This is a genomic window from Streptomyces sp. NPDC097640, from assembly GCF_040302705.1.
Taxonomy (GTDB): domain Bacteria; phylum Actinomycetota; class Actinomycetes; order Streptomycetales; family Streptomycetaceae; genus Streptomyces.
The window spans coordinates 134,576-159,526 of sequence record NZ_JBEOSB010000025.1; the positions used below are offsets into that span (position 1 = coordinate 134,576).

General features: G+C 72.2%; 22 protein-coding genes and 1 tRNA gene. 15 read left to right on the top strand and 8 right to left on the bottom strand.

The features are described 5' to 3' along the window. Nucleotides 1-16: 16 nt before the first annotated feature. Nucleotides 17-874, bottom strand: a complete 858-nt coding sequence (locus ABTY62_RS33700; protein WP_352133206.1) for an SDR family oxidoreductase — start codon at nucleotides 872-874, stop codon at nucleotides 17-19. 100 nt (nucleotides 875-974) lie between these two features. On the opposite strand from ABTY62_RS33700, the gene ABTY62_RS33705 reads away from it, so the two are divergent. After that, the gene (locus tag ABTY62_RS33705) at nucleotides 975-1,379 is read left to right on the top strand and encodes a winged helix-turn-helix transcriptional regulator (protein ID WP_352133207.1); all 405 of its coding nucleotides are present in this window, start codon (nucleotides 975-977) and stop codon (nucleotides 1,377-1,379) included. An 88-nt stretch (nucleotides 1,380-1,467) separates the two neighbouring features. Here ABTY62_RS33705 and ABTY62_RS33710 read toward each other — a convergent pair whose 3' ends face one another. The 5 genes from ABTY62_RS33710 to ABTY62_RS33730 all read right to left on the bottom strand — a co-directional run bounded on the left by ABTY62_RS33710 (nucleotide 1,468) and on the right by ABTY62_RS33730 (nucleotide 8,366). Further along, nucleotides 1,468-2,577 (bottom strand): 2-oxoacid:ferredoxin oxidoreductase subunit beta, encoded by a 1,110-nt coding sequence (locus ABTY62_RS33710; protein ID WP_352133208.1) that lies wholly within the window; start codon nucleotides 2,575-2,577, stop codon nucleotides 1,468-1,470. Beyond that, on the bottom strand, nucleotides 2,570-4,522 hold the full coding sequence (locus ABTY62_RS33715) for a 2-oxoacid:acceptor oxidoreductase subunit alpha (RefSeq protein WP_352133209.1): 1,953 nt from the start codon (nucleotides 4,520-4,522) through the stop codon (nucleotides 2,570-2,572). Before ABTY62_RS33715 ends, ABTY62_RS33710 begins: the two co-directional genes overlap by 8 nt. 265 nt (nucleotides 4,523-4,787) lie before the next feature. Continuing rightward, entirely contained in the window at nucleotides 4,788-5,447 is a 660-nt protein-coding gene (locus ABTY62_RS33720; RefSeq protein ID WP_502997571.1) for a LuxR C-terminal-related transcriptional regulator, read from the bottom strand. Between the two features lie 176 nt (nucleotides 5,448-5,623). Continuing rightward, nucleotides 5,624-6,964, bottom strand: a complete 1,341-nt coding sequence (locus tag ABTY62_RS33725; protein ID WP_352133211.1) for a sensor histidine kinase — start codon at nucleotides 6,962-6,964, stop codon at nucleotides 5,624-5,626. A gap of 220 nt (nucleotides 6,965-7,184) precedes the next feature. Further along, on the bottom strand, nucleotides 7,185-8,366 hold the full coding sequence (locus ABTY62_RS33730; RefSeq protein WP_352133212.1) for a sensor histidine kinase: 1,182 nt from the start codon (nucleotides 8,364-8,366) through the stop codon (nucleotides 7,185-7,187). A 254-nt stretch (nucleotides 8,367-8,620) separates the two neighbouring features. Between ABTY62_RS33730 and ABTY62_RS33735 the strand changes: the two genes are divergently transcribed. The 12 genes from ABTY62_RS33735 to ABTY62_RS33790 all read left to right on the top strand — a co-directional run bounded on the left by ABTY62_RS33735 (nucleotide 8,621) and on the right by ABTY62_RS33790 (nucleotide 20,483). Beyond that, nucleotides 8,621-9,001: an NADH-quinone oxidoreductase subunit A gene (locus ABTY62_RS33735; protein ID WP_311726760.1), complete on the top strand. Its 381-nt coding sequence runs from the start codon at nucleotides 8,621-8,623 to the stop codon at nucleotides 8,999-9,001. After that, the gene (locus ABTY62_RS33740) at nucleotides 8,992-9,654 is read left to right on the top strand and encodes an NADH-quinone oxidoreductase subunit B (RefSeq protein ID WP_352133213.1); all 663 of its coding nucleotides are present in this window, start codon (nucleotides 8,992-8,994) and stop codon (nucleotides 9,652-9,654) included. Before ABTY62_RS33735 ends, ABTY62_RS33740 begins: the two co-directional genes overlap by 10 nt. Next, nucleotides 9,651-11,165: an NADH-quinone oxidoreductase subunit C gene (locus tag ABTY62_RS33745; RefSeq protein WP_502997568.1), complete on the top strand. Its 1,515-nt coding sequence runs from the start codon at nucleotides 9,651-9,653 to the stop codon at nucleotides 11,163-11,165. The genes ABTY62_RS33740 and ABTY62_RS33745 overlap by 4 nt, the downstream gene beginning before the upstream one ends. Next, a complete protein-coding gene (locus ABTY62_RS33750) occupies nucleotides 11,162-12,121 on the top strand; it encodes a complex I subunit 1/NuoH family protein (RefSeq protein ID WP_352133214.1) in 960 nt (319 codons plus the stop codon). The genes ABTY62_RS33745 and ABTY62_RS33750 overlap by 4 nt, the downstream gene beginning before the upstream one ends. Beyond that, nucleotides 12,121-12,720: a NuoI/complex I 23 kDa subunit family protein gene (locus ABTY62_RS33755; RefSeq protein ID WP_352133215.1), complete on the top strand. Its 600-nt coding sequence runs from the start codon at nucleotides 12,121-12,123 to the stop codon at nucleotides 12,718-12,720. Before ABTY62_RS33750 ends, ABTY62_RS33755 begins: the two co-directional genes overlap by 1 nt. After that, complete coding sequence (locus tag ABTY62_RS33760) at nucleotides 12,717-13,340, top strand: NADH-quinone oxidoreductase subunit J family protein (RefSeq protein ID WP_352133216.1); 624 nt, start codon at nucleotides 12,717-12,719, stop codon at nucleotides 13,338-13,340. The genes ABTY62_RS33755 and ABTY62_RS33760 overlap by 4 nt, the downstream gene beginning before the upstream one ends. Then, nucleotides 13,340-13,750: an NADH-quinone oxidoreductase subunit NuoK gene (nuoK, locus tag ABTY62_RS33765; RefSeq protein ID WP_352133217.1), complete on the top strand. Its 411-nt coding sequence runs from the start codon at nucleotides 13,340-13,342 to the stop codon at nucleotides 13,748-13,750. Before ABTY62_RS33760 ends, nuoK begins: the two co-directional genes overlap by 1 nt. Further along, on the top strand, nucleotides 13,747-15,750 hold the full coding sequence (locus tag ABTY62_RS33770) for an NADH-quinone oxidoreductase subunit 5 family protein (RefSeq protein ID WP_352133218.1): 2,004 nt from the start codon (nucleotides 13,747-13,749) through the stop codon (nucleotides 15,748-15,750). The genes nuoK and ABTY62_RS33770 overlap by 4 nt, the downstream gene beginning before the upstream one ends. A gap of 3 nt (nucleotides 15,751-15,753) precedes the next feature. Next, the gene (locus ABTY62_RS33775) at nucleotides 15,754-17,412 is read left to right on the top strand and encodes a complex I subunit 4 family protein (protein ID WP_352133219.1); all 1,659 of its coding nucleotides are present in this window, start codon (nucleotides 15,754-15,756) and stop codon (nucleotides 17,410-17,412) included. Further along, nucleotides 17,412-19,019, top strand: coding sequence for an NADH-quinone oxidoreductase subunit N (locus ABTY62_RS33780; protein WP_352133220.1), 1,608 nt, complete (start codon nucleotides 17,412-17,414; stop codon nucleotides 19,017-19,019). Before ABTY62_RS33775 ends, ABTY62_RS33780 begins: the two co-directional genes overlap by 1 nt. A gap of 208 nt (nucleotides 19,020-19,227) precedes the next feature. Next, a complete protein-coding gene (htpX, locus tag ABTY62_RS33785) occupies nucleotides 19,228-20,091 on the top strand; it encodes a zinc metalloprotease HtpX (RefSeq protein ID WP_352133221.1) in 864 nt (287 codons plus the stop codon). Next, nucleotides 20,088-20,483 (top strand): YccF domain-containing protein, encoded by a 396-nt coding sequence (locus ABTY62_RS33790; protein WP_352133222.1) that lies wholly within the window; start codon nucleotides 20,088-20,090, stop codon nucleotides 20,481-20,483. The genes htpX and ABTY62_RS33790 overlap by 4 nt, the downstream gene beginning before the upstream one ends. 114 nt (nucleotides 20,484-20,597) lie before the next feature. On the opposite strand, the gene ABTY62_RS33795 is transcribed toward ABTY62_RS33790, so the two are convergent. Then, on the bottom strand, nucleotides 20,598-21,086 hold the full coding sequence (locus ABTY62_RS33795; RefSeq protein ID WP_352133223.1) for a YajQ family cyclic di-GMP-binding protein: 489 nt from the start codon (nucleotides 21,084-21,086) through the stop codon (nucleotides 20,598-20,600). 191 nt (nucleotides 21,087-21,277) lie between these two features. Between ABTY62_RS33795 and ABTY62_RS33800 the strand changes: the two genes are divergently transcribed. Continuing rightward, nucleotides 21,278-21,359: transfer RNA gene (locus ABTY62_RS33800), tRNA-Tyr, on the top strand. Between the two features lie 74 nt (nucleotides 21,360-21,433). Next, nucleotides 21,434-22,105: a UTRA domain-containing protein gene (locus tag ABTY62_RS33805; RefSeq protein ID WP_352133224.1), complete on the top strand. Its 672-nt coding sequence runs from the start codon at nucleotides 21,434-21,436 to the stop codon at nucleotides 22,103-22,105. A 16-nt stretch (nucleotides 22,106-22,121) separates the two neighbouring features. Here the strand turns inward: ABTY62_RS33805 and ABTY62_RS33810 are convergent, their stop codons facing one another. Continuing rightward, complete coding sequence (locus ABTY62_RS33810; protein ID WP_352133225.1) at nucleotides 22,122-24,950, bottom strand: AfsR/SARP family transcriptional regulator; 2,829 nt, start codon at nucleotides 24,948-24,950, stop codon at nucleotides 22,122-22,124. Between the last annotated feature and the right edge of the window lies 1 nt (nucleotide 24,951).

The window sequence follows — 24,951 nt, forward strand, 5'->3', positions numbered from 1 at the left end:
GCCGCTGTGCCGGTGGTCAGCCCTTGAGGGCCACCGCGATCGAGTCCGCGATGGGGGTGGTCGGCCGGCCGATGAGGCGGGAGAGGTCGCCGGGCGTGGCGGCCAGCAGGCCGCGGGAGATCGCGGCGTCGACGTCCACGAGGATCTCGGCCAGCGGCTCGGGCAGCCCGGCGCCGGTGAGGATGGTCTGGTGGGTCTCGGCCGGCACCGGGCCGTACGCGATCTCCTTGCCGGTCTGCTTGGCGACCTCGGCGGCGTACTCCTCGAAGCTCCAGGCGGTGTCGCCGCTGAGCTCGTACGCCTTGCCCTCGTGGCCCTCGCCGGTCAGCACCGCGACGGCGGCGTCCGCGTAGTCGGCGCGCGCGGCGGAGGAGACCCGGCCGCCGCCCGCGCTGCCGACGACGGCGCCGTGCTCCAGCACGGGGGCGAGCTGCTCGGTGTAGTTCTCGTTGTACCAGCCGTTGCGCAGCAGGACGTACGGCAGACCGGAGGTCTGGACGGCCTGCTCGGTGACCTTGTGCTCGTCGGCCAGCCTGAAGTCGGCCGCGGGGCCGCCGAGGACGCTGGTGTACGCGAGCAGGGCGACGCCCGCCTCCTTGGCGGCGTCGATCACGGCCTGGTGCTGCGGGACGCGCTGCCCGACCTCGCTGCCGGAGATCAACAGCACCTTGTCGCCGGCGGCGAAGGCGCCCTGGAGGGTCTCCGGGCGGCTGTAGTCGGCGATGCGCAGCTGTACGCCGCGCTCCGCCAGGTCGGCCGCCTTTCCGGGGTCCCGCACCACGGCCACGACCTGGTCCGCGGGGACCTTCTCCAGCAGGCCCGCGACGACGAGGCGGCCGAGGTGGCCGGTGGCTCCGGTGACGACGATGCTCATGTCTGTTTTCTCGCTTTCATCCTCTTGGTGTTGTTCTGTGAACCACCTTAATCTCAGCGCTAACTGATGGAAAGTACCCACTTTGAAGTAAGGTACTGGCATGCCGGTGAGTGAGAAGGTCAGCGGGAAGACGCGGGGCGGGCTGATAGCGGGCCCCGATGCCGCCGTGTGTCCGTCGCGGCTGGTGCTGGAGCATGTCACCAGCCGCTGGGGTGTCCTCGTCCTCGCAGTGCTGATGGACGGCACCCATCGCTTCAGCGAGGTGCGGCGGGCGATCGGCGGCGTCAGCGAGAAGATGCTCGCGCAGACCCTCCAGACCCTGGAGCGGGACGGCTTTGTGCGCCGCGAGGCCCACCCCGTCATTCCGCCGCATGTGGACTACTCGCTGACCGAGCTCGGCGAGGAGGCGGCGCGGCGGGTGTGGGCGCTTTCCCGCTGGACGGAGGAGAAGGTTCCGGAGGTCTTGGCCGCCCGGGAGGCGTACGACGCCGCCAAGGCGCGATAAAAGGGCGCGATAAACGGCGCGATAAAAACGGGTGCCCGCCCGGGGCGTCGTCAGACGCTCCGGACGGGCACCTGGCCGCGTGTACAGGTCAGCCGACGACCGTCCAGGTGTCCTGGCCGGTGAGCAGGGCGCCGAGGTCGCCCTTGCCCTTCCGCTCCACGGCGGCCTCGAGCTGGCCCGTCATCTCGGCCTCGTAGACCGGACGGGTGACATCGCGCAGCACCCCGATGGGGGTGTGGTGCAGCGTGTCGGGGTCGGCGAGGCGGGTCAGCGCGAAGGCGGTGGTCGGGGAGGCGGCGTGGGCGTCGTGGACCAGCACCGCGCCGGTGCCCTCCCGGGTCACATCGATGACCTTGAGGTCACCGGTGGCCGGGTCGCGGACGACGCCCTTGGAGCCGAGGCCGTCCCCGCCGTCCTCCTCGCTGAACGGCGTGCCGAAGCGGATCGGCTTGCCGTGCTCCAGCCGGATGACGGCCTCCTCCGCCTGCTGCTTGTCCTTGAGGACCTCGAAGGCGCCGTCGTTGAAGATGTTGCAGTTCTGGTAGATCTCCACCAGCGCGGTGCCCGGGTGGGCGGCCGCCTCCCGCAGCACCTGGGTGAGGTGCTTGCGGTCGGAGTCCACGGTGCGGGCGACGAACCCGGCCTCGGCGCCCAGCGCGAGCGAGAGGGGGTTGAAGGGCGCGTCGAGCGAGCCCATCGGCGTGGACTTGGTGATCTTGCCGACCTCGGAGGTCGGGCTGTACTGGCCCTTGGTGAGGCCGTAGATCCGGTTGTTGAAGAGCAGGATCTTCAGGTTGACGTTGCGGCGCAGTGCGTGGATCAGGTGGTTGCCGCCGATGGACAGCGCGTCGCCGTCACCGGTGACCACCCACACCGACAGATCCCGGCGCGAGGCCGCCAGGCCGGTGGCGATGGCGGGGGCGCGGCCGTGGATCGAGTGCATCCCGTAGGTGTTCATGTAGTACGGGAAGCGGGAGGAGCAGCCGATGCCGGAGACGAAGACGATGTTCTCCTTCGCCAGGCCGAGCTCGGGCATGAAGCCCTGGACGGCGGCGAGGACCGCGTAGTCGCCACAGCCGGGGCACCAGCGCACTTCCTGGTCGGACTTGAAGTCCTTCATGCTCTGCTTGGCGTCGGCCTTCGGCACCAGCGAAAGCGCGTCTACGGAGGACAGCCCTTCCGCGATCGTCTCAGTCATCGATGGCCTCCTTAAGGGCCTTCGCAAGCTGCTCGGCCTTGAATGGCAGCCCCCGCACCTGGGTGAAGGAGCGGGTGTCGACCAGATACTTGGCGCGGAGCAGAGTGGCGAGCTGACCGAGGTTCATCTCGGGCACGACCACCTTGTCGTAGTGGGCCAGGACCTCGCCCAGGTTCGCCGGGAAGGGGTTGAGATGGCGCAGATGGGCCTGGGCGATCGAGTCCCCGGCGGCACGGACCCGGCGCACGGCGGCGGTGATCGGCCCGTACGTCGAGCCCCAGCCCAGCACCAGGGTGCGGGCGTCGCCGGTGGGGTCGTCCACCGTGAGGTCCGGCACCTCGATGCCGTCGACCTTGGCCTGCCGGATGCGCACCATGTGCTCGTGGTTGGCCGGGTCGTAGGAGATGTTGCCTGTGCCGTCCTGCTTCTCGATGCCGCCGATGCGGTGTTCGAGGCCGGGGGTGCCGGGCACCGCCCAGGGGCGGGCGAGCGTCTCGGGGTCGCGCTTGTACGGCCAGAAGACCTCGGTGCCGTCCTCGAGCGTGTGGTTGGGACCGGTGGCGAACCGGACCCGCAGATCAGGCAGATCGTCGACGTCCGGCACCCGCCACGGCTCCGACCCGTTGGCCAGATAGCCGTCGGAGAGCAGGAAGACGGGGGTGCGGTAGGTCAGCGCGATGCGCACCGCCTCCAGCGTCGCGTCGAAGCAGTCCGCCGGGGTCTTCGGGGCCACGATCGGCACCGGGGCCTCGCCGTTGCGCCCGTACATCGCCTGCAACAGGTCGGCCTGCTCGGTCTTGGTGGGCAGACCGGTCGACGGGCCGCCCCGCTGGATGTCGATCACCACCAGCGGCAGCTCCAGGCTGACCGCGAGCCCGATGGTCTCCGACTTCAGCGCCACACCGGGGCCGGAGGTGGTGGTCACGGCGAGCGCCCCGCCGAAGGCGGCGCCCAGCGCCGCGCCGATGCCCGCGATCTCGTCCTCGGCCTGGAAGCTGCGCACACCGAAGTTCTTGTGCCGGGACAGCTCATGCAGGATGTCCGAGGCCGGCGTGATCGGGTACGAGCCCAGGAACAGTGGCAGATCCGCCTGGTGCGAGGCCGCGATCAGCCCGTACGACAGCGCCAGATTGCCGGAGATGTTCCGGTATGTACCCGGCGGGAACGCGGCGGAGGCGGGGGCCACCTCGTAGGAGACCGCGAAGTCCTCCGTCGTCTCGCCGAAGTTCCAGCCGGCCCGGAAGGCGGCCACGTTGGCCTCGGCGATCTGCGGCTTCTTCGCGAACTTCTGGCGCAGGAACTTCTCGGTGCCCTCGGTCGGGCGGTGGTACATCCACGACAGCAGGCCGAGCGCGAACATGTTCTTGCTGCGCTCCGCCTCCTTCCGGGACAGCCCGAAGCCCTTGAGCGCCTCGATGGTCAGCGTCGTCAGCGGCACGGGGTGGACGTTGTACCCGTCCAGCGAGCCGTCCTCGAGCGGGCTCTGGTCGTAGCCGACCTTGGCCATCGGACGCTTGGTGAACTCGTCGGTGTTGACGATGATCTCGGCGCCGCGCGGCACATCGCCGAGGTTGGCCTTCAGCGCGGCCGGGTTCATCGCCACCAGTACGTTCGGCGCGTCGCCCGGCGTCAGGATGTCGTGGTCGGCGAAGTGCAGCTGGAAGCTCGACACGCCGGGGAGGGTGCCTGCGGGGGCACGGATCTCGGCCGGGAAGTTCGGCAGCGTGGACAGGTCATTGCCGAATGACGCCGTCTCCGAGGTGAACCGGTCACCCGTGAGCTGCATACCGTCGCCCGAGTCACCAGCGAACCGGATGATCACCCGGTCCAGACGGCGGACCTCTTTACCGCCGTCCGACGCTCGCTGTCCCCCGACGAGCGTCTGCCCGTCCTGCTGATCGGCTGGTTCGGCCTGCTCGGCCGGGCTACTGACCTGGCTGGTCACTGATTCGGACCTCCCTTGAGGCGGCGCTCGTGGACATCGGTGCCGACCGGTTGTCCCACGGCCATCGTACGTCGGTAAGGGTCGCCTTCCCTGACCGGATCGCATAGTGGACGGCCCGACACTGCCTCGTTATGTAGTGAATTGTCATGCTCTGCATGCGCCCCCGTACTCATGTCGAGCGATCCTCACCCCTCGGTCTTTGGTTCTACGACCATCACTCGACCGGGCGGTCCGGCCGGCCGCACCGGCCGAGGGCCGGGACGCGTCAGGAATCGAGATAGGTCAGCACCGCCAGCACACGGCGGTGATCCCCCTCGCTCGGCGACAGCCCGAGCTTCAGGAAGATGTTGCTGACGTGCTTCTCGACCGCGCCGTCGCTCACCACCAGCTGCTTGGCGATCGCCGAGTTCGTACGGCCCTCGGCCATCAGGCCCAGGACCTCCCGCTCGCGCGGGGTGAGCCCGGCCAGCACGTCCTGTTTGCGGCTGCGCCCCAGCAGCTGCGCCACGACCTCAGGGTCGAGCGCGGTGCCGCCCCGGGCCACCCGCACCACGGCGTCCACGAACTCACGGACCTCGGCCACCCGGTCCTTGAGCAGATAGCCGACCCCGCGGCTGTTGCCCGCCAGCAGCTCCGTGGCGTACTGCTCCTCCACGTACTGCGACAGCACCAGCACACCGAGTCCGGGGTGGTCGCGCCGCAGGCGGACGGCCGCCCGGATCCCCTCGTCGGTGTGGGTCGGCGGCATCCGTACGTCCGCGACCACCACATCCGGCAGCGTGTCCCCGTCGGCCAGCTCCCGGATCGACCTGATCAGGGCGTCCGCATCGCCGACCCCGGCGACCACCTCATGCCCACGGTCGGTCAACAGGCGGGTCAGCCCCTCCCGGAGCAACACCGAATCCTCGGCGATGACCACCCGCACCCTGTCTTCCACAGCCCGCCCCCACTCGTCGGATCCTCGACCCCCAGCATCCCAGGGATCGGGCCCGCCCGGCGCCACCCACGCTCACCTGAGCGGAACTGGGGAGCGGGGGAGCGGGGGAGCGGGGAAGCGGAGGAGCGGGGGAGGGAGTGCGGCCGCGGGGGTGCGGCCGCGGGTCACTCGCGCCAGGGCAGCTCGGCGGTGATGGAGGTCGGGCCGCCGGCCGGGGAGTGCACGACGAGGAGGCCGTCGACCGCGCCCAGCCGCTCGGCCAGCCCGGCGAGCCCCGACCCGGCCCTGGCGTCCGCCCCGCCCCGGCCGTCGTCCGAGACCTGGAGCATCACCCGGTCCTCCGAACGCCACACATCCACGGCGCCCGTCCGTGCCCCGCTGTGCTTGCTGATGTTCTGGAGCAGCTCGGAGACGGTGAAGTAGGCGATGCCCTCGATGGCGGGCGCGGGCCGCTCGGGCAGGTCCACCGTGACCTGCACCGGCACCGTGCAGCGGGCCGCCAGGGCCGACAGGGACGGGCCGAGACCCCGGTCGGTGAGGATCGCCGGGTGGATGCCGCGGGCGAGGTCGCGCAGCTCCTGGAGCGCCAGCTTCACCTCGCCGTGCGCCTCGTCCACCATCCGCGCCGCCGCCTCCGGGTCCTCCTGGAGCTTCTCCTTCGCCAGCCCCAGATCCATGGCGAGGGCGACCAGCCGGGCCTGGGCCCCGTCGTGCAGATCGCGCTCGATGCGCCGTAGGTCCGCCGCCGCCGTGTCCACCACCACGCCCCGGTCCGACTCCAGCTCCCACACCCGCTCCGCGAGCCGCGAGGGGCCCAGCAGCCCGGAGACCATCAGCCGGTCGACCGAGGTCAGACCCCGGATCACAAACGGCGTCACCAGCAGCAACAGCACCCCGATGACGCAGGTGGCGGCTATCTCGAACGGGGTGTTCAGAAAGAAGCCGCGGCCGTCGTGCTCGAAGATCTGCGCGCCCGGCTGGTCGGTGTAGGTGGGGAAGACCCACCACCACAGCGGATAGACCGCGAACGCCCACGCGGTCACCCACAGCGTCAGCGACAGGACGAAGGCGAAGATCGCCCACGGGAAGTGGATCAGCGAGTAGATGACATGGCGCCATGAGGTGCCGCTCCTGATCAGCGCGCTCACCCAGGCGAACGGGCCGGCCTTGCGCGATCCGCGGGTGATCGCCCGCACCGGCTCGGGGTCGGCGACCTCCAGCCGCAGCAGCGACCGCGCGCGGGCCCGTTCCATGGCCCCGATCGCCCGGCACCCCGCCAGGGCGACGCCGAGCACCGGAATGCCGAGGAAGGTGATCAGGAGCCCCACGCCGAGCGCGAGCATCGTGATCGCGTAGCAGAAGGTGACCACGGCCACCGGAAGGCTGAGCATCAGATACAGGAACTCGCGCCAGACACGGGCCTGGAAGGGCGCCCGCAGTGCCGCGGGCACCAGGGAGCCGCGGGGCTCGGCCCCCGGCCCGTACGGTTCGTATGCGGTGGCCATCTCTCTTCCGTTCTCCCAAGGGTGAGGCTGGTGCCCGGTGGTGCCCGGTGGTGCGCGGCCTGACGTACCACCAGGTTCCCGGAACGGGGCGGGTGGGGCCATGGAGCAAGTAGGCGTCTTGACTGTGGGGTTAGCCCTACCGTCACGGTGGTCCTGGGCCTAATACCCGCCCCGCGCGGGCCGGACCTCGCCGCGCGCAGCCGGGCCCCGCCGTGCGAAGCTACGCCTTCGCCGTCCCCCGGTCGCGCCACGGCAGCTCGGCGGTCACGGCCGTCGGGCCGCCCACCGGCGAATCCACCGTGAACAGGCCGTCGACCGACCCGAGCCGCTCGCCGAGCCCGGCCAGGCCGCTGCCCCCGCCCGGGTTCGCGCCGCCGCGCCCGTCGTCCCGCACCTGGATCAGCAGCCGCTCCTCCGACCGCCACACCTCGACATCGGCCATCCGTGCCCCGCTGTGCTTGCTGATGTTCTGGAGCAGCTCGGAGACGGTGAAGTAGGCGATGCCCTCGATGGCGGGCGCGGGCCGCTCCGGCAGGTCCACGAGGACCCGCACCGGCACCGTGCAGCGCGCCGCGACCGACGACAGCGCCGCGTCCAGGCCCCGGTCGGTCAGCACCGCCGGGTGGATGCCGCGGGCGAGGTCGCGCAGCTCCTGGAGCGCCAGCTTCACCTCGCCGTGCGCCTCGCCGACCATCGCGGCCGCCGCCTCCGGGTCCTCCAGCACCTTCTCCTTCGCCAGCCCCAGGCCCATGGCGAGGGCGACCAGCCGGGCCTGGGCCCCGTCGTGCAGATCGCGCTCGATGCGGCGCAGGTCCGCCGCCGCCGTGTCCACCACCACGCCCCGGTCCGACTCCAGCTCGGCGATCCGCCGCTCCAGCTCGTCGGAAGGGGACAGCAGCGCGCGCACCATCGCCCGGTCGGCGTTCGTCAGGCCCCGGGCGATCCAGGGCAGCACGGGCCAGGCGACGAAGAGGGAGGCGAGGGTGATGCCGAAGGTGAGCACCGCCCAGGGCAGCCGCATGATGGCGTACAGCGTGGTCCGCCAGCCCACCGGGTCCCGCAGCCGCGACCAGAGCCAGACGAAGAAGCCGCCGCCCGGACGGGCCCGCCACTGGCTCGGCTCGTCCACGCGCACCCCCAGCAGCGCGCGGGCGCGCCGCCGCTCGAACGCGCCGTACAGCCGGCTGCCGTGCAGCCCCAGGGCCAGCAGCGGCAGCCCCACCACGGTGACCGTCAGCCCCAGGCCCAGGGCGAACCACACGATGGCGCAGGCGAAGCCGAGGACGCCCACGGGCAGATTGGCGAGGAGGTGGGCGATCTCCTTCCAGGTCTGCGCGGGAAAGCCGAAGGCGGGCGGCCGGGGCAGCCGCTCCTCGCCCCCGTCGGATGAACTCGAGGTCATGGGGCCAAGATTGCCGCCCCGGCCCCCGCCCCGCCATGGGGTAGGTCGCCCTACGTGGGTAGGGGTAACCCCACCGCATCCCGGACGGGCGGCTCACCTGGACGGCGGCAGGGCCTACACTCCCGTGCGTACGCAGCGTCGAACACACGGCTTCGACATCGACATCGACATCGACTGCGACTCCGACGAACAGCAGGCGGGACAGGGAGCGAGGGGCGGACGTGCCGGAGGCGACGACCGTGCACACCACAGCCATGCCGCTCGCGGCCGACTACTACCAGGGCTACTCGGTGGTCGGCCTGCTCGCCGTGGTCGGCGCGCTCTTCGTCGCCGTGGCCTTCGGGGCCGGGCGGCTGCTGCGGCCCGTGGTGCCGACCCCGGAGAAGCTGCTGACGTACGAGTGCGGGGTCGACCCCGTCGGCGAGGGCTGGGCCCACACTCAGGTCCGCTACTACGTCTACGCTTTTCTGTATGTGATTTTCGCGGTGGACTCGATCTTCCTCTTCCCCTGGGCGACGGTGTTCGCCGCACCGGGCTACGGCGGAACGACGCTGGTGGAGATGTTCGTCTTCCTCGGCTTCCTCGCCGTGGGCCTGCTGTACGCCTGGAAGAAAGGCGTCCTGGAATGGACGTGACACCGAACCCCGCCCCCACGCCGGCCCCCACACCTGTGGATCTCCCGGAGCCGCGCCGCCTCGGGGCGCTCGCCAGACTGGCCCCCGAGCCGATGAAGGTGGTCCTGAACTGGGGCCGCCGCTACAGCCTGTGGGTCTTCAACTTCGGGCTGGCCTGCTGCGCCATCGAGTTCATCGCCGCGTCGATGGCCCGCCACGACTTCATCAGGCTCGGCGTGATCCCCTTCGCCCCCGGGCCGCGCCAGGCCGACCTCATGGTGGTGTCCGGCACGGTGACGGACAAGATGGCGCCCGCGGTGAAGCGGCTGTACGAGCAGATGCCCGAGCCGAAGTACGTCATCTCCTTCGGCGCCTGCTCGAACTGCGGCGGGCCGTACTGGGACTCGTACGCGGTCACCAAGGGCGTCGACCAGATCATCCCCGTCGATGTGTACGTGCCGGGCTGCCCGCCCCGGCCGGAGGCGCTGCTCCAGGGGATCCTGAAGCTTCAGGAGAAGATCGCGCGCGAGTCGCTCGGCGAGCGGTACGGGCGTGACGGCGGGGCCGCCCGGCCGTCCGCCTCGGCGCTGCGCAGCGGCCTGGTCGCGCCGCCCGCGCCGTCCGTCCCGGCCGCCCCGTCCGCCGCAACGGACACGGAGGAGGGCACGCCGTGAACGCGCCCGACGACCGGAACCGCCCTGCCGATGCCGTTGCCGAGGCTGCCGGGGCCGCAGGGACTGCCGGTCAGCCGCCGGTCGGCTGGCTGCCGCGGCCTGCCGCCGAGCTGTTCGGCGAGGGCGCGGCGGCGGAGGAGGCGTACGGGCTGCTCACCGTCGACGTCCCCGCCGACGCGTGGATCGCCGCGCTGGAGACCGCCCGCTCCGCGCTGGGCTGCACCTACTTCGACTGGCTGAGCGCGGTCGACGAGCCCGGCGAGGGCTTCCGCGTGGCCGCGCATGTCGTCGCCCTCGGACCGGCGACCGCCGCCGCGCCCGAGGCTCCCGCCGCTCCCGCCGTGCGCCGGCTGCTCGTACGCACCACCGTCCCGCACGACGCGCCCGCCCTGCCGACCGCGACCGGCGTCTACGCGGGCGCGGCCTGGCACGAGCGCGAGACCCACGAGATGTTCGGCATCGACTTCCCCGGCCACCCCCACCTCGCGCCGCTGCTGCTCCCGGACGGCTTCGAGGGGCATCCGCTGCGCAAGGACTTCGTCCTCGCCGCGCGGGTCGCCAAGGCATGGCCCGGCGCGAAGGAACCGGGGGAGTCCGAGGCCGCCCACGCGCCCAGACGGCGGCAGATGCTGCCGCCCGGCGTCCCCGACCCCAACGAGTGGGGCCCCCTCAAGGGCCAGCTCCCCCCTGCCCCCGCCCGCCCGGCGCGCGCGGCCCGCACAGCGGGCGCGGCAGGCGCCGCAGGTGCCGGGGGCGAGCGCCCGGCGCGCCGGTCCCGCAGCGCGGCCGCGGGCTCGGCCAGCCAGAGCGCCGCCACGGGCCCCGAGACATCGGCGGAGGGGGCAGCCCGGCCCGCGCGCCGGGCCCGCAGCGCGAGTGAGGGCTCGGCGAGCCAGCAGGGCACGAGTACGGAGACAGCGGCGGGCGCGTCCGCGGAGGGGGCGCCGGGCGGCGCCGTCCGGCCCGCGCGCCGGTCGCGCAGTGCGAGCGAGGGCTCGACGAGCCAGCGCGCCGAGACGGGCGGTCAGGCCCAGGCGCGCCCGGACCGCCCCGCCGCCCGCCCGCGCTCGACCGACGCCCCGTGGCACCACGCCCGCCCGGCCCGGGACGAGCCGACGGCTCCCGGCTCCTCCGCCTCGGCGGAGGACGGCACAGGGACCGCGGCCGAGGGCGCCGGCGAACCGCCGCGCTCGGAGGCTTCCCGTCCGTCGCAGGCCGTTCCGGGCGTCGAGTCGCCGTCGCGTGTCGAGGCGGCGGACTCTGCCGCCGGGGCCGGGCCCAAGGCGCCCGCCACGGGCGGCCCCGTCCCCGGCGACGAGGAACAGCCTCGCGCGGGGGCAGCCGGTCAGGCTGACGGGCCGGACGGGCCCGAGCCCGCGCCCGGCGCCGCCCCTGCGCCGGAAAGCCCTGCGCCGGAAATCGGTGCCGAGCCGCCGTCCGGCACCGGGGCGGACGGCGAACCTGCGGCACCCGACACCGACAACGACGACCCGGCGGGAGGCACCGCGTGAACGACGTCCTGGACGTCGCGCTGCGACTGCTCGCCGTGCTGCTCGCCTTCCTCGTGCTGCCGCTGGTCGTCGGGCAGACCGAGCACAAGGTCATGGCCCATATGCAGGGCCGGCTCGGGCCGATGTACGCGGGTGGGTTCCACGGGTGGGCCCAGTTGGTCGCGGACGGCGTGAAGTTCGCGCAGAAGGAGGACGTCGTACCGGCCGGGGCCGACAAGCGGGTCTTCCAGCTCGCGCCCGCCGTCGCGCTCCTGCCGTATCTGCTCGTCCTCGTCGCGATCCCGGTCGGGCCGGGCGCCGTGGGCCGGTTCATCGACGCCGGGATCTTCTTCGTGCTCGCCGTGATGGGCGTCGGCGTGCTGGGCTCGCTCATGGCGGGGTGGGCGTCGGCCAACAAGTTCTCGCTGCTCGGCGGGTTGCGCACGGCCGCGCAGCTGATGGCGTACGAGCTGCCGATGCTGCTCGCCGCCGCCTCCGTGGCGATGGCCGCGGGCACCGTCTCGCTGCCCGGCATCCTCGACGCGTTCGAGTGGTGGTGGGTGCCGTGGCAGATCGTCGGCGGGCTGGTGTTCTTCACGGCCGGGCTCGCCGAGCTTCAGCGCCCGCCCTTCGACGCGCCGATCGCCGACTCCGAGATCATCTTCGGCGCGTACACCGAGTACACCGGGTTGCGCTTCGCGCTGTTCCTGCTGGCCGAGTACGCGGGCATCGTGGTGCTCTGCGGGCTGACCACGGTGCTGTTCCTGGGCGGCTGGCACGGTCCGTTCGCGCATGACCTGGGCTGGGTGTGGACGCTGCTGAAGACGGCGGTGCTCGCCTTCGTGGTGATCTGGCTGCGGGTGAGCTATCCGCGGCTGCGCGAGGACCAGCTCCAGAAGCTCGCCTGGACCGGCCTCATCCCGCTCGCTCTGGTCCAGATCGCCCTCACCGGCGTCGTCAAGGTGGTGATCTCCTGATGGGCATCCCCGGTTCCGGTCTGGCCAAGGGCCTGGCCGTCACCCTGCGCACGATGACCCGGAAGGCGCACACCGCGCAGTACCCGGACGTCCAGCCCGAGCTGCCGCCCCGTACCCGCGGCGTCATCGGGCTGTTCGAGGAGAACTGCACGGTCTGCATGCTCTGCGCGCGCGAATGCCCGGACTGGTGCATCTACATCGACTCCCACAAGGAGACGGTGCCGCCGGCCGCGCCCGGCGGGCGCGAGCGCAGCCGCAATGTGCTGGACCGGTTCGCCATCGACTTCGCGCTGTGCATGTACTGCGGCATCTGCATCGAGGTGTGTCCTTTCGACGCGCTGTTCTGGTCGCCGGAGTTCGAGTACGCGGAGGAGGACATCCGCGACCTCACCCATGAGCGCGACAAGCTCCGCGAGTGGATGTGGACGGTGCCCGCGCCGCCCGCGCTCGACCCGGGCGCCGAGGAGCCGAAGGAGATCGCCGCGGCCCGCAAGGCCGCCGACAAGATCGCCGCGGCCGAGGCGGCGCAGGCCGCGCAGAACACAGGCACGGACACAGGCACGGGCACGGACTCCGGCCGGGACGGAGCGGCCTCGTGAGCGCCGCAACGCAGCTCGCGGCCGCCGGGCATGGCTTTCTGTCACCCACCGGTGTGGAGGTCGCCTTCCTACTGGTCGCGGTCGTGACCCTGGGCGGGGCCGTCGTCACCGTCACCACCAAGCAGTTGGTGCACGCCGCGCTGTGGCTGGTGGTCACGCTCGGCGGGCTCGCCGTCGAATTCCTCCTCCTCACGGCGGAGTTCATCGCCTGGGTGCAGGTGCTGATCTACGTCGGCTCCGTCGTCGTCCTCATCCTGTTCGGACTGATGCTGACCAAGGCGCCCATCGGCCGGTCGCCGGACGCCGATTCGGGCAACCGCCCGGCCGCGCTGGCGGTGGCCGTGGCCTCCGCGGGCGCCCTGGTCTGGGTGGTCGTGGACGCCTTCCGGGCCACCTGGATCGACGTCGGGGAGGTGCAGGGGTCCACCAAGGTCACCGGTGAGAGCCTCTTCCGGCACTGGGTGCTGCCGTTCGAGGCGCTGTCCGTGCTGCTGCTCGCCGCGCTCGTCGGCGCGATCGTGCTGTCCCGGCTGCGCTCCGCCCAGCGGACCCCGGGCACCCCGTCGCGCGCAGGCGGCTCCCGCGCGGGCGGCCCCCGCGCCCCCGAGAAGGAGGGCTGATGCACCTCGCCTACCCCGCCGTGCTCGCCGCCCTCCTCTTCTGCACCGGCCTGTACGGCGTCCTCGCCCGCCGCAACGCGATCCTGGTGCTGATGTCCGTCGAGCTGATGCTCGGCGCCGTCAACCTCAACCTCGTCGCCTTCGACGTCTGGCTCCGCGACACGCTGCACGCGGGCCAGGCCCTCACGCTCTTCGTCATCGCCATCGCCGCCGCCGAGATCGGCATCGGGCTGGCCATCGTCCTCCTCGTCCACCGCGACCGCGGCACCGCCGACATCGACAAGCTCCGGGGCCTCGCCGAGCCCCCGCCCACCGAAGACAGCGTGACAGCCGCCACTGACAACGACGCCGGCAACGGCCCAGCCGATGGCGCTGACCAGGGAATCCCCGCCCGGAGGCAGACCGCGTGACGACCACGACCGCCGCCGTCCTCGTCCCCGTCCTGCCCTTCCTCGGCGCCCTCGCCGGACTGCTGCTGGGGCGCCGCGCCCCCGGTTTCGTACGCCCCCTCGCGGTGCTGCCGACCGTCGCCGCGGCCGCCCTCGCCGTCCTCGTCGCCGTACGGCAGGGCGGCGGCAAGGGGGCCGTCGACGCCGCGACCCGGCTCACCGTCACCGGCTCGCTCCCCATCGACCTCGCGCTGCACATCGACGGCTTCGCCGCGCTGGTCGCGGTCCTGGTCGGCGTCGTCGCGTGCTGTGTGCAGATCTACTCGACCGGCTATCTGCGCGACGACCCGCGCTACCCCTCGTACGCCGCGCTCGTCTCCCTCTTCACCGCCGCGATGCTGCTGGTGGTCTACTCCGACGACCTGATCGTGCTGCTCGTCGGCTGGGAGGTCATGGGCATCTGCTCGTACTTCCTGGTCGGCCACTACTGGGAGACCGCGGCCGCGCGCTCCGCCTCCCTCAAGGCGTTCCTGGTCACCAAGCTCGGCGATGTGCCGTTCCTGATCGGGATCTTCGCGCTGGCCACCGACGCCGGTACGTTCCGCATCAGCGTCATCTACACCCGGCTGACCTCCTCCGTCGCCGACTTCCACCTCGACCACCCCACCCTGATCGCGCTGCTGCTGCTGGCCGGGGTCGCGGGCAAGTCGGCGCAGTTCCCGCTGCACACCTGGCTGCCGGACGCGATGGCCGGCCCCACCCCGGTCTCCGCGCTGATCCATGCCGCCACCATGGTCGCCGCCGGTGTCTACTTCATCGCCCGGCTGCTGCCCGTCTTCGCCGCCTCCGCCGCCGCCCTCGCCGTGCTCGCCGTGATGGCCGCGGTCACCATGGTCGGCTCCGCGCTCGCGGCGCTCGCCCAGGACGACATCAAACGCGTGCTGGCCTACTCGACCATCGGTCAGCTCGGCTATATGACCGGCGCGCTCGCGGTCGACAACCGCGGCGCCGCCGTCTTCCACCTGCTGGCCCACGGTGCGTTCAAGGCGCTGCTCTTCCTCGGCGCGGGCGTGATCATCCATGCGGCCGGGACGAACTCGCTGGCCGCGATGTCGCGCATGAGCGGCCTGGCGGGGCGCATCCCCGACGCCTACTGGACGATGACGGTCGCGCTGCTCGCGCTCGCCGCCATCCCGCCGTTCGCGGGCTTCTTCTCCAAGGAGGCCGTCCTCGGCGCGGCCGAGCACGCGGCCACCGGCCACGCCCCGGCCGTCCCGGCGGCCGTCGGCTGGACCGTCCTGGTCGCCGGGCTGCTCACCGCCCTGCTCACCGCCGGCTACGCGGCCCGGCTGTGGCTGCTGGCCTTCCGCGGCAAGGGCACGGAAGCCCCCGACCACGGCCGGCAGCCCGTTGTCATGAACGCCGTCCTGTGGGTGCTCTTCATCCCCGCCGCCGGGCTCGGCCTGGCCTTCGGCGCCCTCCCGGACTGGTTCGACGGCGGGTCCCTCGCCCCGACCCTCACCACCTCCGTGCTCGGCACCGGGCTGGCCCTCGTCGGCGTCCTCGTCACCTACGGGGCCTGGCGGCACACCACGGCACTGGCCGCCCGCACCCCGATGGGCGCCGTGGCCGCCCACCCGGACGCCGAGCCCGCGCTCTCCGAGGCCGAGGCCATCGCCGCCCACGAGCCCGCGTACGGCGACATCGCCGCGGCCGACGACCCGGCGGACCCCGGCCGTCTCCTCCTCGGCCCGCTGCACCGCCACGCGGCGGCGGGCTTCCACCTCGACGCCCTGTACGCCGCGCTGTTCGTACGCCCCGTGCGCGCCGCCGCCCGGCTCGTCGGCTTCCTCGACCGGACGGTCGTGGAGAGCTGTGTGCGCGGTGCGGGCGGCGCCCCCCGGCTGCTCGGCGCGGCCGTACGGCGCGCCCAGACCGGCAATGTGCAGACCTACGTCGGCGCGCTGATCGCGGGCTCGCTCGTCCTGGCCGTCGCCGTCCTCGTCGCAGCGGGAGCCTGAGCCGTGAACCACACCGTCCTCCAGTCGCTCCTCGTGGCCCTGATCGCCCTCCCTCTGCTCGGCTCGGCGGCCGCGCTGCTACCCGCCCCGCCCGGGCTGCGCGGGCGCGGCCCCGACCAGGCCGTGCTCCGGCACGGCGTCACGGTCACGGGGGTCGTCCTGGCCGTCGCCATCGCGCTCGCCGCGGGCTTCGACCACGACCGCCCGGCCGCCATGCAGGCGCAGACCGACGTCAGCTGGATCCCGGCGCTGGACATCCGGATCCACCTCGGCGTGGACGGCGTCTCGCTGCCCCTCCTCGTGCTGACCGCGCTGCTGACCTTCCTGTGCGCCCTCTACGGCTACTTCAACATGCCCGCCGGGCCCTCCCCGAAGGCGTTCGTCGCGCTGCTGCTGCTCCTGGAGGCCGGCAGCCTGGCCACCTTCGCCGTCCTCGACCTGATGCTGTTCTTCCTGTCGTTCGAGACGGTGCTCATCCCGATGTACTTCCTCATCAACCGGTGGGGCGGCGCCGGGCGCGAGCGCGCCGCCTGGAGGTTCATCCTCTACACGCTGCTCGGCTCCGTGATCATGCTGCTCGGCCTCCTCCTGGTCGGGCTCAAGAGCGGCACCTTCGACATGGTGGCCCTCGCCTCCGACAACGGCGCGAAGCTCAGCCACACCACCCAGCTGATCGCGGTCCTGGCCATCGGCGTCGGCCTCGCCGTCAAGGCCCCCATGTGGCCCCTGCACAGCTGGCTCCCGGACGCCCACACCGCCGCGCCCACCGTCGGCTCGGTCCTCCTCGCGGGCGTGCTGCTCAAGATGGGCACCTACGGGCTGGTGCGCATCGTGCTGCCCATCGCGCCCGAGGGCGCCCACACCTTCGCGCCCTATCTCGCCGCCTTCGCCGCCGTCGGCATCATCTACGGGTCCCTCGCCTGTCTGGCCCTGGCCCGCACCGGGGCCAAGGGCGACCTCAAGAGGCTGATCGCGTACTCCTCCGTCGGCCATATGGGCTTCGTCCTGCTGGGCATCGCCACGCTCACCCCCACCGGGGTCAACGGCGCGCTGTTCGCCAACATCGCGCACGGCCTGATCACGGGCCTGCTCTTCTTCCTCGTGGGCGCACTCAAGGACCGCTTCGGCACCACCGACCTCGACCAGCTCTCCGGCACCGGGGGCGCCGCCCTGTACGGCAGGGCGCCGCGCCTGGGCGGCCTGCTCGCCTTCGCCGCGGTCGCCTCCCTCGGGCTGCCGGGGCTCGCCGGGTTCTGGGGCGAGATGCTCGCCATGTTCGGCGCGTTCGACCCCGCCGACGGGCTGAGCCGCCCCGCCTTCCTCACCTTCATGGCGCTCGCGGGCCTGGGCACCCTGCTGACCGCCGCGTATCTGCTCGTCGTCGTGCGCCGCGTCTGCATGGGCGAGCACCCGGAGACGGAGATGGGCGGGACGCTCACCGGGGCGCCCGCGCACGGGACCGCCGGCGGTCCCTCCGAGCCCGCCGCGGGGGCCGCCGAAGCGCCTGGACCGCCCCGCCCCGCCCTGGCCGACGTACGCGGCTACGAGTTCGCCGCCTGGACCCCACTGGTCGTCCTCACCGTTCTCGGCGGACTGTGGCCCGCGGCCATCCTCGGCCTCACCGACCCGGCCGTGCAGCAGCTCCTCGGGGGAGGCCACTGATGACCGCGCTCGCCGGGGGCACCGTCCAGTCCGTCGACTGGCTCGCGATCGCCCCGCCCACCATCGCCGCCGCGGCCGCCCTGGCCGTCCTGGTCGCCGACCTTTTCCTGGCCGAACGGAACAAGCCCCTCCTGGGCTGGCTCGCGACGGGCGGCCTGGCCCTGGCCGCGCTGTTCCTGCTGCCGCTCCGCGACGGGGACCGCCGCACCTTCTGCCTGACCTCCGATCCAAACGTATGCAGCTACGCGGCCGACGATTTCGCCGTCGTCATCCAGTTCCTGGTGCTCGGCGGGGCCCTGCTGACGGCGCTGCTGTCCATGAGCGAGGTCCACGAGCGCCGATCCCCGAGCGCGTCCGACAGCCCGTCGGAGGGCCTGTCCGGAGGCCGCGAGGGACACAGCAAACTTCCCGCCGGTGAATTCTGGTTCCTGCTGCTGTCCTCCGCCTCGGGCGCGGCCCTCCTGCCCGCCTCCCGCGACCTGGCCACCCTCGTCGTCGCCCTGGAGGTCGCCTCCCTGCCTGCCTTCGCGCTCGTGGGGCTGCGCCGCGGCGACCGCCTCTCCTCCGAGGCCGCCCTGAAGTTCTTCCTCTCCTCGGTCACCGCGACCGCCGTCATGCTGATGGGCGTCAGCTTCGTCTACGCCGCCACCGGCAGCCTCCACCTGTCCCGGATCGCCGGCGCCCTCGGCCACACCGACCCGCGGCTGGCCACCCTCGCCCAGGCCGGTGTCGTGCTCACCCTGGTGGGCTTCGCCTTCAAGACCGCCGCGGTGCCGTTCCACTTCTGGGTCCCCGAGACCTACGTCGGCGCCCCGCTCCCGGTGGCCGCGTACCTCTCCGTCATCGGCAAGGCGGTCGGCTTCTCCGGCCTCATCCTGGTGACCGTCCTCGCCTTCCCCTCGTACGCCGATGTGTGGGGCCCGGCCCTCGCGCTGCTGGCCGCGCTCACCATGACCGTCGGCAACGTCGCCGCGCTGCGCCAGCGCCCCGACCGCCCGCACAGCGCCGTACGCCTGCTGGCCTGGTCCTCCGTCGCCCAGGCCGGCTATCTGCTGGTCCCCATCGCGGCGGCCGGATACGCCGACACCTCGCGCGGCGCGTCCCGCGCCATCGGCTCCACGGTCGCCTACGCCCTCATGTACGCCGCGGTGAACCTCGGCGCCTTCGCCGTCGCCGCCCTGGTGACGCGCGCCCACCCCACCGGCCGTCTGGCCGACTACCGCGGCCTCTACGCCGCCCGCCCCCTGGCCGCCCTGGCGCTCGGCTTCTTCCTGCTCTGCCTGGCCGGGCTGCCGCCCGGTGTCATCGGCCTGTTCGCGAAGGTCACCGTCTTCTCGGCGGCCGTCGACGCGGGGCTGGGCTGGCTCGCCGTCGTGATGGCGGTCAATGTGGTGATCGCGCTCTACTACTACCTCCAGTGGACGGCCGCCCTCTTCCGCGCCCCCGCGACCGCCGCCGGGGCCGCGGCTCCGGAGCCGACGGCCCTCGCCGCCCGCGCGGTCCCCGCCTCCCTCACCGTGGTCATCGGCCTCGCCGCCGTGCTCGGCGTCGCGCTCTCCGGGGCCCCGCAGCTCGTCCTGCGCTTCGCGTCCGGCGCCATGCTGTGACCCCACCCTGAGACCCGCCCGAGCCCTCACCCTGAGACCCCGCCCCGAGACCTCACCCGGACGGCCCAACTGCCCGCCGCGTGTGCACTAGGGAACCAGCGACCTTCATATGGCGTTGACCAATGCGGAAGGGTCCACTGGAAGGTGGAGACACCGCGAAAACCGCGAAAAAAAGGGTTCCCTTGCGGCATCTTTTGGAGGGCACACCGTGCATCGTCGGCACAACGGGCTCAAGACCGCCGTACTTCTCGGAGGACTGTCCGCCCTCATCATCGTCGTCGGCAGCCTCTTCGGCCGCACGGGCCTGATCATCGCGGTCCTGGTCGCGCTGGGCACCAACGCCTACGCGTACTGGAACAGCGACAAGCTCGCCCTGCGCGCCATGCGCGCGCGGCCCGTGAGCGAGTTCGAGGCCCCCCAGCTCTACCGCATGGTCCGCGAGCTCTCCACCGCCGTGCGCCAGCCCATGCCGCGCCTCTACATCTCCCCGACCGAGGCCCCCAACGCCTTCGCGACCGGCCGCAACCCGCGCAACGCGGCCGTCTGCTGCACCGAAGGCATCCTGCGCCTGCTGGACGAGCGCGAGCTGCGCGCCGTCCTCGGGCATGAGCTCAGCCACGTCTACAACCGCGACATCCTCATCTCGTCCGTCGCGGGCGCGCTCGCCAGCGTCGTGATGTTCCTGGTCAACTTCGCCTGGCTGATCCCGATCGGCCGGTCCGACGACGACGAGGGCCCCGGCTTCCTCGGCATGCTGCTGATCATGATCCTCGGCCCGCTCGCGGCCACCATCATCCAGCTGGCCGTCAGCCGCTCCCGCGAGTACGAGGCCGACGCCTCCGGCGCCCAGATCACCGGCGACCCCCTGGCGCTCGCCAACGCCCTCCGCAAGCTCGAAGCGGGCACCCAGCAGCTCCCGCTGCCGCCCGAGCCCAGACTGGAGACCGCGAGCCACATGATGATCGCCAACCCCTTCCGCGCCGGTGAGGGTATGGCCAAGCTGTTCTCCACCCACCCGCCCATGGCGGAGCGCATCGCCCGCCTCGAGGAGATGGCAGGTCGCCGCCCGTGAAGACCATCCTCAATCTGATCTGGCTCGTACTCTCCGGCTTCTGGCTCGCCTGTGCCTACGTCATCGCCGGGGTGATCCTCTTCCTCACCATCATCGGCATCCCCTTCGCCTTCGCCTCCTGGCGCATCGCGGGGTTCGCCCTGTGGCCCTTCGGCCGCACCGCCGTCCCCCGCCGCGACGCCGGCGCGCCCTCGTGCATCGGCAATGTGCTGTGGCTGGTCCTCGCGGGCTGGTGGCTGGCGCTCGGCCATGTCGTCACCGGCGTCATCCTGTGCGTCACGATCATCGGCATCCCGCTCGGCCTGGCCAACTTCAAGCTGATCCCGATCTCCCTGACCCCCCTGGGCCACGAGATCGTCTCCACGGACCGGCCCTTCACGGCCGCCCGCTGATAGACCGCGCCCTGCTCGTCACACAGGAAGACGCCGAGGACCCCGGGAAGACGCCGAGGATTCCGGGAAGACGCTGAGGGCGGGCGGCCCGAACACAGGCTGCCCGCCCCACTGTCACCGGTAGTTGACGAACTGCACCGCGAAGTCCAGGTCCTTGCCCTTGAGCAGCGCGATGATGGCCTGAAGGTCGTCCCGGCTCTTGGACGACACCCGCAGCTCGTCGCCCTGCACCTGCGCCTTGACGCCCTTCGGGCCCTCGTCACGGATGATCTTGGCGACCTTCTTGGCGTTCTCCTGGGAGATCCCCTCCTCCAGCGAGGCGAAGATCTTGTACTCCTTGCCGGAGGCCTGCGGCTCGCCCGCGTCCAGCGCCTTCAGCGAGATCCCGCGCTTGATCAGCTTGGACTGGAAGACATCGAGGATCGCCTTCACCCGCTCCTCGGAGTTGGCACGCATCTCGATCCGCTCGCCCGACCACTCGATCGAGGCGCCGACGTTCTTGAAGTCGTAGCGCTGGGAGATCTCGCGGCTCGCCTGGTTGAGAGCGTTGTCGACCTCCTGCCGCTCGACCTTCGAGACGATGTCGAAACTGGAGTCGGCCATCTTGAGTTGGCTCCTCGTACATAGATCTGTCAGGGGCACGGCCCGCCGGACCGCACGGGCCAGCCTAGCCATCCCAGCCATGATCGAGACGGGATCAACCCGGTGGCGGAGCACCCCCTGTCATCGGGTATTGTTTACGTCGTCGCCAGGGGGTTCCCGAAAGTGGGAGCGGAGCCTCTGGTCACATCCCAGGCGGTGTGCCCGAGTGGCCAATGGGAGCGGACTGTAAATCCGTCGGCTTAGCCTACCCAGGTTCGAATCCTGGCGCCGCCACGCCAAAGAAACGGCCCCTGAGCTGCGAAAACGCAGCCAGGGGCCGTTGGTGTTCGGCAAGGACATACGCTGAGATGGTCCGGCCTCCCGAGGACGGTGAGCGCCCTATGGCCAAGTACGAGCGGATCGCCGAGAGGCATGGCGCGGTGGCCTTCGCCCGCGAGCCGCGGCGGAGGGTGGAGCGGAACAACGACCGGCATCAGTGGGAGAAGGGCCGGGTGCGCCGGTCCCGGGCCGAGCGCCTGAGGACGGGCGTAACGGAGCGCGACACCGGCCTGGCGGTCACCGACCTCTCCTTCCGCGCCGAGTACCGCGCGGCGAAGGCCGACGAGGATCACGCGGTGGCGTTCGGTGTGCCGGTGGGTACCCGGCTGCTGGAGCGGAGGTACCGGGCCAACTGCCGCGAGGGGGGCTCGCCCTTCGCGCTGGTGCGCTCGTATCTCGTCCACGATGTGGTCGCGGCCAACCCGGAGCTGCTCGACGACGCGAACGAGCCGTGGCCCGGCGGCACACAGAACCAGCTCTACACGATCGGCGTGGAGCTGGACCGTGTGGAGGAGCGGATCACGGTCCGGCCGCCGACCGCCGAGGAAGCCGGGGAACTCGGCCTCAAGAAGGGCGTCCCGGTGATCGTCCTCCGGAAGATCTCCACCGACACCGAAGGCCGGGTCGTGGAGGTCTCCGACGTCATCCTGTCCGGGGACCGCACCGAGCTGGTCTTCACCACCCTCCTGAAGCGGTGGTGACCGAACGCCGGCACCATCACGGCCGCTGCTCGCCCGGACCGTCCTCCGCGCACGCCCCCAGCTTCTCCCGGAGCTCGGCCGCGGTCGAGAGGTCGATCTCGTCGGCGATCTTCAGGGCGAGTTGCCATACGGACCGGGCCGCGTCGGGCGCGCCGCGGGCGGCGTGGCTGTCGCCGAGGTGGCCGAGGACCTCGACCTCCCCGCACCGGTCGCCGAATTCACGCACGAGGTCCAGGGCCCGCTGGTAGCAGGTGACGGCCTCGGTGTGGCGGCCGAGGTGGTGGTGCGCGTAGCCCAGGCTGTCCCAGGCCCCGGCCTCGGCGTGGCGGTTGCCGGACTTCTGGTTGAGCTCGATGGCTTCGGTGCAGTAGTCGAGGGTGTGCTCGTATTCGCCGAGCATGGCGTGCAGCCAACCGGCGTTGTTGAGCGACTTGGCCCGTCCGGTGGGGTGGTCGGTCCGCCGGTAGATCGAGAGGGCCTGTTCGTTGTGGACGAGGGCCTCGCGCAGGCGGTCCTGTTCCACGAACACCCAGCTCAGTCCCCGGTGGGCATGTGCCTCACCGAGGGGTTCGCCCGAGTCGCGGTAGAGGTCGAGGGCGTGCTGGAAGTGGGTGTGGCCGTCGTCGAGGCGTCTTATCTGGGTGTGGACCGCGCCGAGGCCGCGATGGGCGCCGGCCTGCCAGGACGGGTCGCCGAGGCGCTGGGCGGCGAGCAGCGCACTGTGCTGGGCGTCGGCCCAGTCGCGCCAGTGGCCGCGGTAGTCGAAGAACGGCTCGAGGGCCTGGGCGAGCATCCAGACGTGGGAGTCGAAGCCGAAGGCGCGGGCCAGGTCCAGCGCGCCGAGCAGAAACGGGTGCTCGGTGGTGAACCACGTCAGGGCGCTCTCCTCGTCGGTGAACTCCTGGAGGGTGACGCCCGGCCTGGGGTCGGGGAGGGGGATCCGGTCCCGGTGCGGGTCGAGGAGTCCGGCGGCGGCGCCGGCGGTGTGGACGCAGAAGTCCAGCAGGCGGAGCCGGGCGGACTGGCGGTGGGCGGTGGGCAGGGACTCGGCCTGTTCGGCGGCGTAGAGGCGGACGAGGTCGTGCATGCGGTGGCGCTGGGGGGAGTGCTGCTGGAGCAGATGCGCGGCCTGAAGGGTGCGCAGGTGTTCGCGGGCCCGGGGCGCGGGGAGGCCGGTGAGGCTCGCGACCGCGGGGACGCTGATGTCCGGCCCGGGGGCGAGGCCGAGCAGGCTCAGGGTCTCCGCCGCGTCCGACCCGAGGGCGCGGTACGAGGAGGAGAACACCGCCCGCAGATCGGCGGCCACATCACCGGTGTCCAGGGCGTCGAGCCTGGTGGCGGCCTCCTCGACCTCCTCGGCGAGGGCCGAGAGGGGGAGGTCGGGGTGGGCGGCGGCGCGGGCGGACAGGATGCTGACGGCCAGCGGAAGCCCACCGCAGTGGTTCAGGAGCGTGTGGACGGCGGCGGGTTCGGCCGCCACGCGATGGTCGCCGAGGTGGCGGGTGAGGAGCGTGCGCGCCTCGGCCTCGGAGAGTACGTCGAGGCCGAGGGCGCGGACCCCATGGGTGGCGGCGAGGCCGGTGAGGCGGTGGCGGCTGGTGATCAGCACGGTGCAGGTGGGGCTGCCGGGCAGCAGGGGCCGGACCTGGTCGCTGTCGCGGGCGTTGTCGAGCAGGACGAGCAGGCGTTTGCCCGCGACCAGGCTCCGGTACAGCCCGGCCTGCCCCTCCACATCCGACGGCATGGCCGCGGGGTCGGCCCCGAGGGCGTCGAGGAGGCCGCGTATCGCCGCCGCCACCGGAACGGGCTCGGCGGAGGGGTCGAAGCCCCGCAGATTGACGTAGAGCTGTCCGTCGGGGAAGTCCGGCAGACGGTGATGCGCCCACTGAAGGGCCAGCCAGGTCTTGCCGATGCCGCCCGGCCCGGTGATCGCGGCCATCATCAGAGGGCCGTCGTGCCCGGACCCTCCGCCCAGGAAGCGGGCCAGCTGGTCCAGTTCATGGGCGCGGCCGGTGAACCTGGCGGGGGGTGCCGGGAGATGCGCGGGCACCGGATGGCGTGCCGACCGGGCCGGCGCGGGGGCGGGGGTGGGGGCGGGTGAGGTGAGATCCGGGTCCGAGGTGAGGATCCGCTGGTGCAGCAGCCGGAGTTGCGGCCCCGGGTCGACGCCCAGCTCCTCGGCCAGCCGGCGCCGGAGGCCTTCGTAGTGGGTCAGCGCCTCCGCGGCCCGGCCGCTGCGGTACAGCGCCAGCATGATGTGGCCGGCCAGGCGCTCGTTGAGCGGCTGCTCCTCGACGAGGGCGAACAGCTCGGTCAGCAACTCCTGGTGGCGGCCGAGCAGGAGCTGGGCGTCGCCGCGGTCCAGCAGGGCGGCGAGCCGCTCCTGCTGTAACCCCTCACGCACGGAGCTGAGCCACGGGGTGTCGCAGGACGCGCAGAAGTCCCCCTGCCAGGAGCCCAGCGCCTGATCGAAGAGCGGCGCGGCAACTGAGGGCTCGCCGGCCGCGCGAGCCTGCTCGACCAGGGCGCGGAAGCGGTGCAGGTCCACGGCTTCGGGGTCGACCAGCAGCGCGTATCCGCCCGAGCGCCGGGCGATCCGGCACTCCTCCCCGGCCTCGGCCAACGCCCCCCGCAGCCGCGACATATAGCTGTACAGCGTGCTTTTCGCGCGCTGCGGGGCGTCGTCGCCCCAGATGCGGTGGACGATCTGCTCCACCGACACCGTGCGCCGGGCCTCCACCAACAGCACGGCCAGAACCGAGCGCTGCTGTGCATGGCCCAGATCCAGGGCCCTTCCGTCGAGGTACGCCCCGACGTCGCCGAGCACACGGAACTCAACCGGCATG